At 56.6% G+C, this 7,928-nt stretch carries 7 protein-coding genes and 1 pseudogene; 4 read left to right on the top strand and 4 right to left on the bottom strand.

Annotated elements, in window-relative coordinates; translation table 11 throughout:
- Together D8U18_RS15575 and D8U18_RS15570 are read right to left on the bottom strand one after the other, a co-directional pair.
- Window positions 1–579, bottom strand: a 579-nt coding sequence (locus tag D8U18_RS15575; RefSeq protein ID WP_131107935.1) for a transporter substrate-binding domain-containing protein, incomplete at its 3' end; no start/stop codon positions are given.
- Between the two features lie 277 nt (window positions 580–856).
- Entirely contained in the window at window positions 857–2,482 is a 1,626-nt protein-coding gene (locus tag D8U18_RS15570; RefSeq protein WP_056855251.1) for a glucan biosynthesis protein D, read from the bottom strand.
- A 415-nt stretch (window positions 2,483–2,897) separates the two neighbouring features.
- On the opposite strand from D8U18_RS15570, the gene D8U18_RS15565 reads away from it, so the two are divergent.
- Window positions 2,898–3,083: a hypothetical protein gene (locus tag D8U18_RS15565; protein WP_056855252.1), complete on the top strand. Its 186-nt coding sequence runs from the start codon at window positions 2,898–2,900 to the stop codon at window positions 3,081–3,083.
- A 175-nt stretch (window positions 3,084–3,258) separates the two neighbouring features.
- On the opposite strand, the pseudogene D8U18_RS15560 reads toward D8U18_RS15565, so the two are convergent.
- Window positions 3,259–3,758 (bottom strand): annotated as a pseudogene (locus tag D8U18_RS15560) (Bro-N domain-containing protein).
- A 437-nt stretch (window positions 3,759–4,195) separates the two neighbouring features.
- Between D8U18_RS15560 and D8U18_RS15555 the strand changes: the two are divergent.
- Together D8U18_RS15555 and D8U18_RS15550 are read left to right on the top strand one after the other, a co-directional pair.
- The gene (locus tag D8U18_RS15555; protein WP_131107934.1) at window positions 4,196–5,446 is read left to right on the top strand and encodes an ATP-binding protein; all 1,251 of its coding nucleotides are present in this window, start codon (window positions 4,196–4,198) and stop codon (window positions 5,444–5,446) included.
- Window positions 5,447–5,448: 2 nt separating this feature from the next.
- Complete coding sequence (locus D8U18_RS15550; protein ID WP_131107933.1) at window positions 5,449–6,075, top strand: RloB family protein; 627 nt, start codon at window positions 5,449–5,451, stop codon at window positions 6,073–6,075.
- Between the two features lie 57 nt (window positions 6,076–6,132).
- Here the strand turns inward: D8U18_RS15550 and D8U18_RS15545 are convergent, their stop codons facing one another.
- Entirely contained in the window at window positions 6,133–7,617 is a 1,485-nt protein-coding gene (locus D8U18_RS15545; RefSeq protein WP_130904406.1) for an amino acid permease, read from the bottom strand.
- A 56-nt stretch (window positions 7,618–7,673) separates the two neighbouring features.
- Here D8U18_RS15545 and D8U18_RS15540 point away from each other — a divergent pair, with 56 nt between their 5' ends.
- Complete coding sequence (locus D8U18_RS15540; RefSeq protein WP_131107932.1) at window positions 7,674–7,880, top strand: hypothetical protein; 207 nt, start codon at window positions 7,674–7,676, stop codon at window positions 7,878–7,880.
- Window positions 7,881–7,928: the final 48 nt, after the last annotated feature.

Raw genomic sequence — 7,928 nt, 5'->3', positions numbered from 1 at the left:
TTCCAGCATCTGGAAGGACTCGCCGTGGTCTTTGGCGGAGATGACGTTCATGCCCATTTGCTTGTCGGCATTCATCGCCTTGAGGATGCGCTCGGACGTGGTGCCAGCGGTGGTCACGACGTTCTTGCCTTTGAGGTCGTCGAAATCCTTGTACTTGGAGTCAGCCTTGGACAGCAGGCGAGTACCGATTTCGAAGATGCCGACGGAGAAGTCGACTTGCTGCTGACGCTCGACGTTGTTGGTGGTGGAACCGCACTCGAGGTCCACGGTGCCGTTCTGTACCAGCGGGATACGGGTTTGCGAAGTCACCAGGTTGTATTTGACCTGGAGGTTCGGCATGTCGAGGTCTTTTTTGATGGCTTCGACAACTTTCAGCTGGATGTCGTGGGAGTAGCCGACCGGTTTGCCGGAAGCGTCGGCGATGTAGGAAAACGGAATGGAAGCGTCGCGATGGCCCAGGGTGATGACACCGGACTCTTTGATCTTCTTCAGGGTGCCGGTGAGTTCGGCGGCGAAAACTGGCGTGCTGATCAGAGCGGCAGCAATGGCTGCGCCCAGGATATGGGGAACGATGCGCATCAAATTTTCCTCGACATTGTTTTTTTTATGGAGCCAGTTGGCCGGCCCTTTTGTGCTGCAAAAATGCCTGGGCGCTACGTGAGTACGCGCAAAGGACATTCGTCGAAGAAGTGTAGAGCATGACTCGTGCCAGACCAGTGCCAATTGGTCAAAGCATTGATTTATAAGGAAATTAAATATTTGTGGCGGTGTTGTTGTGATGAAAAAATCCGGTTAACCGAACCGACCCGCAGGTCGCGTTCGGAAAACCGAATGGTGGCAGGGTGCTACCGGTTCATCAGGTGTATTTGCGCTTGTCTGGAGCGGGCGGGAAGTACTGGTACAACCAGGTTTCACTCAGCGTACGGTCGTTGGTACGGATGAACAGGCGCATCTCGACGGGAGCGACGCTGTCATTGGTCGGGTACCAGTCGAAGAGGATGCGGTAGCCCTTGATGTCGTCCAGCTTGAGCACGCTGAAATCCTTGACCTCGCCGTTTGAGCACGTGACCACCGGTTCGATGCCCGTGCCTTCAGGCAAGCGGTCCAGGCCGCCACCGTTGAAGTCCACGGCAAAGCGCCGTGCCCAGACCGGTGGATAGTGTTCGCCAGGCGCCCAGCCTTCAGTGAAACCGCCCATTCCCGAACGCGTGGCATGAACCCGCGCCAATGGCGTGCCGACGGGTGGCAATGCGCTCCAGTACAGCTTGTAGCCGTAGTTCAGCGAGTCGCCGGCAGCCACCGGTTTCTTCGGCGTCCAGAAGGCGACGATGTTGTCCATGGTTTCGCCGGTGGTAGGGATCTCCAGCAGATCGATCGAGCCTTCGCCCCACGCCGTGGTCGGTTCGACCCACAGGCTTGGGCGGCGGCTGTACCAATCGACGGTGTCCTGATAGTTGGCGAACTCGTGATCGGTCTGCACCAGGCCGAAACCTTTCGGGTCGGTGTCGGCAAAGGCGTTGAATTGCAGGGTGGCCGGGTTGTTCAACGGGCGGCAGATCCACTCGCCGTTGCCGCGCCACATGGCCAGGCGATCGGAGTCATGGATTTGCGGGTGAATGGTGTCGCACATGCGGCGCTCGTGGGTGCCGCAGCTGAACATGCTGGTCATCGGCGCGATGCCCAGTTGATCGATGGCGGTACGCGCATTGACGTGGGCATCGACCTCCATCACCACGCGCTCGGCCTGGCAATCGATGTCGAAACGGTAGGCGCCGGTGGCGCTCGGCGAATCGAGCAGGGCGTAGACCACGAAGCGGGTGCTGTTCTTGTCCGGCGTCTCGAACCAGAACTTGGTGAAATCGGGGAATTCTTCGCGCTTCTTGGCGTAGGTGTCGATCGCCAGACCACGGGCCGACAAGCCGTATTGGCCAGTGGCATCAACTGCGCGGAAGTAACTGGCGCCGAGGAAAGACACCACATCGTGCTTGTCCAGCTCCGGCGCCTTGAACAGCTTGAACCCGGAAAACCCCAGGTCGCCGGTCAGTTGCTTGGTGTCGACCGTGGTGTTTTCGTAGTTGAACAGCGACGGGCGGAAATGCACTTCGCGCGCCATGCGGGTTTTCGGATCGACACTGTACATGCGCACCGGCTGCTTGAAGCCCATGCCGACGTGGAAGAACTGCACGTCCAGTTGGCCCTTGTTGTCCTTCCACAACGAATGATCGCCGTCGTAGCGGATCGCATTGAAGTTCTGCGGGGTCATCGTCGCCAGGGTCGGCGGCAGCACTTGTTTGGTGTCCTGATAGCGATTGCTGGCCAACTGCTTGGCCTGCACTTTCAGCGCCTCGAAATCGAAGGCCCTGGCTTCACCATCGGCGGTGCCGGGGGCAGCCCAGGCGCGGGCGGCAAGCAGGCCGGAGGCGGACAAACCGGTGTAGGCAGCGATGGCCATGGAGGCTTTGAGCAAGTTCCTGCGATGCATAAATACAACCTGTCGTTAGCAATCCCGCGCCGTTCCTGGCACGTGCTGGATCAGAAATATCGGTTCGGACATGCCTTCGGCCAAACGCAACGGACTTTAAAACAGATGCCCGCTAGCTTAAACCGTTCGATTGCAGAGCAAAAATGATTGATGGCACCACGCTGGCGCGGCAATGAAACAAGACATGTCGGGAAACATTTCCGACAGCACCTTCTGATTTACAGGGCATTTCTGCTTTTTTCGACTAATTACTCTAAAAACCGCTTTTCAGCGCCCGGATTATTTCTATCCTGTGTACATGACCGGTTTATGCCCTTCGGGCCGGTGCGGTTCAGCTGACATGAGGCGCTGCTGAAAAAGGATTAGGGCGATGCGGTTTCTGAAGTTTTCTTTGACGTAGAGAAGGACATCGTCCATGTCGAAAGTACAAGGCATCACCGAAATGTTGGGAATCTTTCCATGCCTGGCCAGCGGCCGGCGAAGACGTCGTCTGAACAGTGAGGAAATGAAACTGGTGGAACGCTATCGAGAGTTGTCGGAGAGCGACCGGATCGCGATGAGGTATCTGGTGGATGCGATGAGGAGTGTTTCGAGGTTTTGAAGCAGGGCTGGTTACCGTGAAAGCCATTTGGCTTTTACGTTGGCCAGATCCATCAACTTGCTGTGGCGAGGGAGCTTGCTCCCGCTGGGGCGCGTAGCGGCCCTCGCTTTACCTTCAAAACGAGGACTGCTTCGCAGTCCAGCGGGAGCAAGCTCCCTCGCCACAGGTCATGCACTCAAGCCCTAAAAGCCGGAGAAGGTCGCTGTCCATGCATCAGCTCAGGCATGTCGCGCCACTTGATCCAGGCGTGATGTTGGTAATGCAGCAAAGGCACTGAGACTCCGGCCCAATTCAATGAGCTCAGGCTGGGCAGGTTTTCCATGGTTTCTGATTTCGCGGCACGCATCGAGGGTATGACCTCGTTACTCAACCACTGGCGCAGGTTGCGGTTTTCCGGGACGAAGTGGTGAACCAGTAAGGCGTACATACCTGATTCGCTGACCATCAGGGTTTCAACTGTTTTGCCGTCCTTGAGCAACCAGACTTTGCGGCGTTGGTCGGGGTCGAGTTTCAGGGTCAGACGTTCATTCAGTGGTTTGCCCATCAGGCGACCAAGATCCTGGACACAGAACCAGGCTTGATGGTCCTGCATGAAGGCGTGGAGGAAGCGGTGTGGCGGGTGAAGACGGTCGGATCGAAATAGGGACTAGGCGAGTTTTGAGGATGCATTGGCATGGCGTGAATTCCGTTTTGGTTTGGAAAGTCGCCACCAACCCTTCGACAGGTTGGGTGGCGGACCGAGTGGCGTTCGAAGTCGGGACACTTCCAGGTCAAAACGGAAGCCGAAAGGCCCGCGCCACACGGCCCGCCATAAAACAGAACTGAAGGCAAAAACAGCCACAGTTCTATGGGGGCGCGCAAGCACCGTTTTGACGTGTTCCGGCTTCGACTCCGGATCGCTGATTTGGCAGCGACGGGACAAAGCCTATCGGTCAGGCGCTCGCGGCGCCAAGTCTACTCTGGCGACGCTTGTTGTAGGAATCGGGGGATTTTCAGGAAGGGCGGATCTGTAGGAATTTCCTGTTTTTGCACCTGCTACTGCGAAGCGGCACCTGAAGGTTAGTTTTTGCTTTATTAATTCGAATCCAGGCAATGAGCTGCAGGTTTTCTTCATGCTGATCGAATTTTCGGTTTCCAATTACCGCTCCTTCCGTGACCGGCAAACCTTGTCCATGGCGGCGGCTCCTCGCCTGAGCAAGACGCGCAATACATTCAGTCCCGCCTGCGCGGAGAAGCTCCCGGACTTGTTGAAAGTCGCTTCGATCTACGGCCCAAACGCTTCCGGCAAATCCTCATTGATTCGCGCGATGGGAATTGTCGGTCGGCTACTGGCGACGCCCCCCGGTTCAAGTGATGAGCCGCTACCCGTTTCGCCCTTTCGCTTTGATTGTTCACTCAAGGATGAGCCCAGCCTGTTTGAGTACGACTTTATTCAGGGCGGACTGCGTTATCGGTTTGTCCTCGGGCTGACTGGGCAGCGAATCGTTCGGGAACAACTGGTTTGCTATCCAAAAGGCAAAGAAGCACTACTGTATGACCGCCAATTCGACGCCGAGAGAGAGTGTTATGTTTTCGGAAAAGCGCTTGAGGGCGGGAAAGAAGTACACAGCGCATGGCAGCGTTTAACCAGCCCGAAAATGCTCTTTCTCTCGCAAGCCGTTAGCAATAGTTGTGAAGAGCTGCGTCAGTTGCGCGTGCCGTTCAGTTGGTTTCAAACTGGTGTTCTCGTGGTGGAGCAGACCAGCATGAGGGAGTTATCGACGGCGTCGATCCGGTTTCTCCAGAGGGTGTCGAATCATACGAACGACCTTCGGGACTTTCTGGGCGCATTGGACATTCCTGTATCTGCCATCGAACTCAATTCAGACGATGCCAATCTGGCTCAGGACAGTAGAAACCTCACTCTGAAGGAGTTCGTAGCTGCAGCCCGGAAGAGCAAAGTCACCCTCACGCATTTCAGTGCTCTGGGTGAGGCAACGTTCGATATCTCGGAAGAGTCATGCGGTACGAAGAACCTGATTGGCTTCTGGTTGCCCTGGTTCATGATGAATCAGGCGGGTGGCAGCGGAGTTCTTTGTGTCGATGAACTCAACAGCAGTCTTCATCCCGAAATTGTCGCTGACCTGATCGGCAAGCATTTGGACAGTGGCCTGGACACGCAGCTGATTTTCACAACCCACGACACTCACCTCATGAATGAAAAGATCCTGCGACGGGATCAGTTCTGGATTACCGAGCGTGACGTCAATGGCGCTACGTGTCTGTTTTCCGTTCACGATTTTGAGGGGCGGGAGAGTGAAGACGTCGAGAAGCGCTACTTCGAAGGCCGTTATCGCGGGTTACCACTGATAAGGCAGAGATGAGCATGGCGAGCTCGAGTAAGTCTTTCGATCGCAACGCCTCACGGTTCAAGCCCCAACCAAAAGTGCTGGTACTTTGCGAGGACAGCAAATCAGGGAAGCGTTATCTGGAAGAGGCTGCCTTTCATTTTAGAGCCAAGGCGCAGGTTGAAATTGTTCACTGCGGCGTCACGCACCCGAGCGGCATTGTTGAGCGAGCAGTACTGAGGCAGAAACGCTTCGACAAAGTATTTTGTGTTTTAGATCGCGATACGCACCTTTGCTTCCAGCGTGCATTGAATATGGCGAGGTCTCATCCAAAGATTAGAATCATCGCATCGTATCCTTGCTTTGAGTTTTGGCTTTTGCTGCACTTCGGTTTCAATCGAAAACCTTTCAGAGCGGTCGGGAAGTATTCTTCAGGCGATCTGGTCGCCAGGAGCCTGAGAGAAAAACCCAACATGGATAAGTACGAGAAAGGCAAGGTCATCAGCTATTTTGCCCAATTGCTGGGTGAGCCATTTCAAACGGCGAGAACCTTGGCGCCGAAAATACTTGAGGACGTTGCCATCAGCGGCGAACCTAACCCCAGTACGGAAATCCACTTGCTGATAGATGAGTTCGAGACCCTCTCCAGACCGCAGCTGATCTAATGCACTGTAACCTGCCCGCATCACCGCGGGCAGGTTGTTCCAGCGAAGATGAAGTCGTTACCGACTAACCTTCCACGCATCCCCCGCAGGCGCCGTACCGTGATCATACGGTTTGGCAATCCACATGTAGAGCAACCCCAAACCAATCACGATGGCCGTGCTCAGGACCATGGCGTAGTTGATGTACCACGCGGCATCCGGGGTGCGTGGCCAGGCCATGTTGATGATGGCGCCGACGCCGTAGACCAGCGCGCCGATGTTGACCGGCCAGCCCCAGGCGCCGAGGGTGAATTTGCCGCTGGGCTTCCAGCCCTTCATGCGGGCGTACAGGGCAGCGAGCACGATCATCTGGAACGCCAGGTAGATGCCGATCGCCGCGAAGCTGACGATGGTGGCGACCGCATCTTGCAGGAAGAAACCGAGAATGATGATCAGCGCCGGCAGGACGCCGGAGACGAACAGTGCGGCCACCGGAACCTGAGTCGCAGGCGAAATCTTTTTCAGCAGCCGGCTGCCGATGACCATTTCGTCGCGAGCGTAGGAGTACAGCAGGCGACTCGCCGCCGCTTGCAGGCTGATCACGCAGGAGATGAAGGAAATCATCACCACGCCCATCACCATTTTCGAACCGACCGGGCCGAAGGCGTTGTTGAGGATGGTGCCGACCGGGTCCTTGTCGGTGCCGTTGATCACCGCTTGCATGTCCGGCACGGCGAGGATCAGTGCCAGGCAAGCGAACATCGCTGCGATGCCGCCGATGTAGATGGTCATGCGCATGGCCACCGGGATTTTCTTGCTCGGGTTCGGGGTTTCTTCAGCCACGTCGCCGCAGGCTTCGAAACCGTAATACAGGAACATCCCCGCCAGTGAAGCGGTGAGGAATGCCGGCAGGTACGAGCCGTTGATGCTGATGTCGAAGGTGTTGAACAGCACGCTGATCGGCTGATGACGTTCGAAGAGCAACAGGTAGACGCCAACGATCACCGCACCGACCAGTTCGCAGAGAAAGCCGAACATGGCGATGCGCGCCAGCGTCTTGGTGCCGCTCAGGTTGACCAGCGTGGCGAACAACGTCAGCACCAGGGCAATGACGATGTTGGTGTTGTTGCTCGGCTCAAAACCGAGCATGGCGGCCAGGTAAGGACCTGCACCTACCGCAACGGCGGCAATGGTGACGCACAGGGCGATGGAGTAGATCCAGCCGACCATCCACGCCCAGCGTTTGCCCACCAGGCGACGAGCCCACGGGTACACGCCACCGGAAATCGGAAACTGCGAAACCACTTCACCGAAGATCAGGCACACCAGCAACTGGCCGCAACCGACCAGCAAATAAGCCCAGAACATTGGTGGCCCGCCAGCGGCGAGGCACAAGCCGAAGAGGGTATAGACCCCTACGACCGGCGAGAGATAAGTGAAGCCCAGGGCGAAGTTTTCCCACAGGCTCATGCTGCGGTTGAAGTTGGAGGTGTACCCCAGTTTGCGCAGTTGCTCGGCATCGCTGTCGGCAATGGCTGCAGAGAGATCGGGTGATGCACTCATGTGTGTTTGCTCCGGGAAATCGGCAGATTTCGGATGTCCGAGGCCGTGGCGGTGCCATGGAGGCGCCGCCCGGATCGGTGGTTATTGTTTTGACTTCTTTGGTGTGGAGCCTGGTGCTGCCTGGTGTCGGTTTCTTCCCTGAGATTGCGGTGACGCCATCGCGGGCAAGCCATGCTCCTACGGGTTTTGTGGCGTGCACCCATTCTGCCAACGACATCAATCCTGTAGGAGCAAAGCTTGCTCGCGATGCTTTTAATGCTTGAACATCACATGCCGAACGACGGTGTAATCCTCGAGCCCATACATCGACA

Source organism: Pseudomonas sp. Sample_10, from assembly GCF_004321495.1.
Taxonomy (GTDB): Bacteria; Pseudomonadota; Gammaproteobacteria; order Pseudomonadales; family Pseudomonadaceae; genus Aquipseudomonas.
This window is presented reverse-complemented; position numbering and strand designations above follow the sequence as displayed.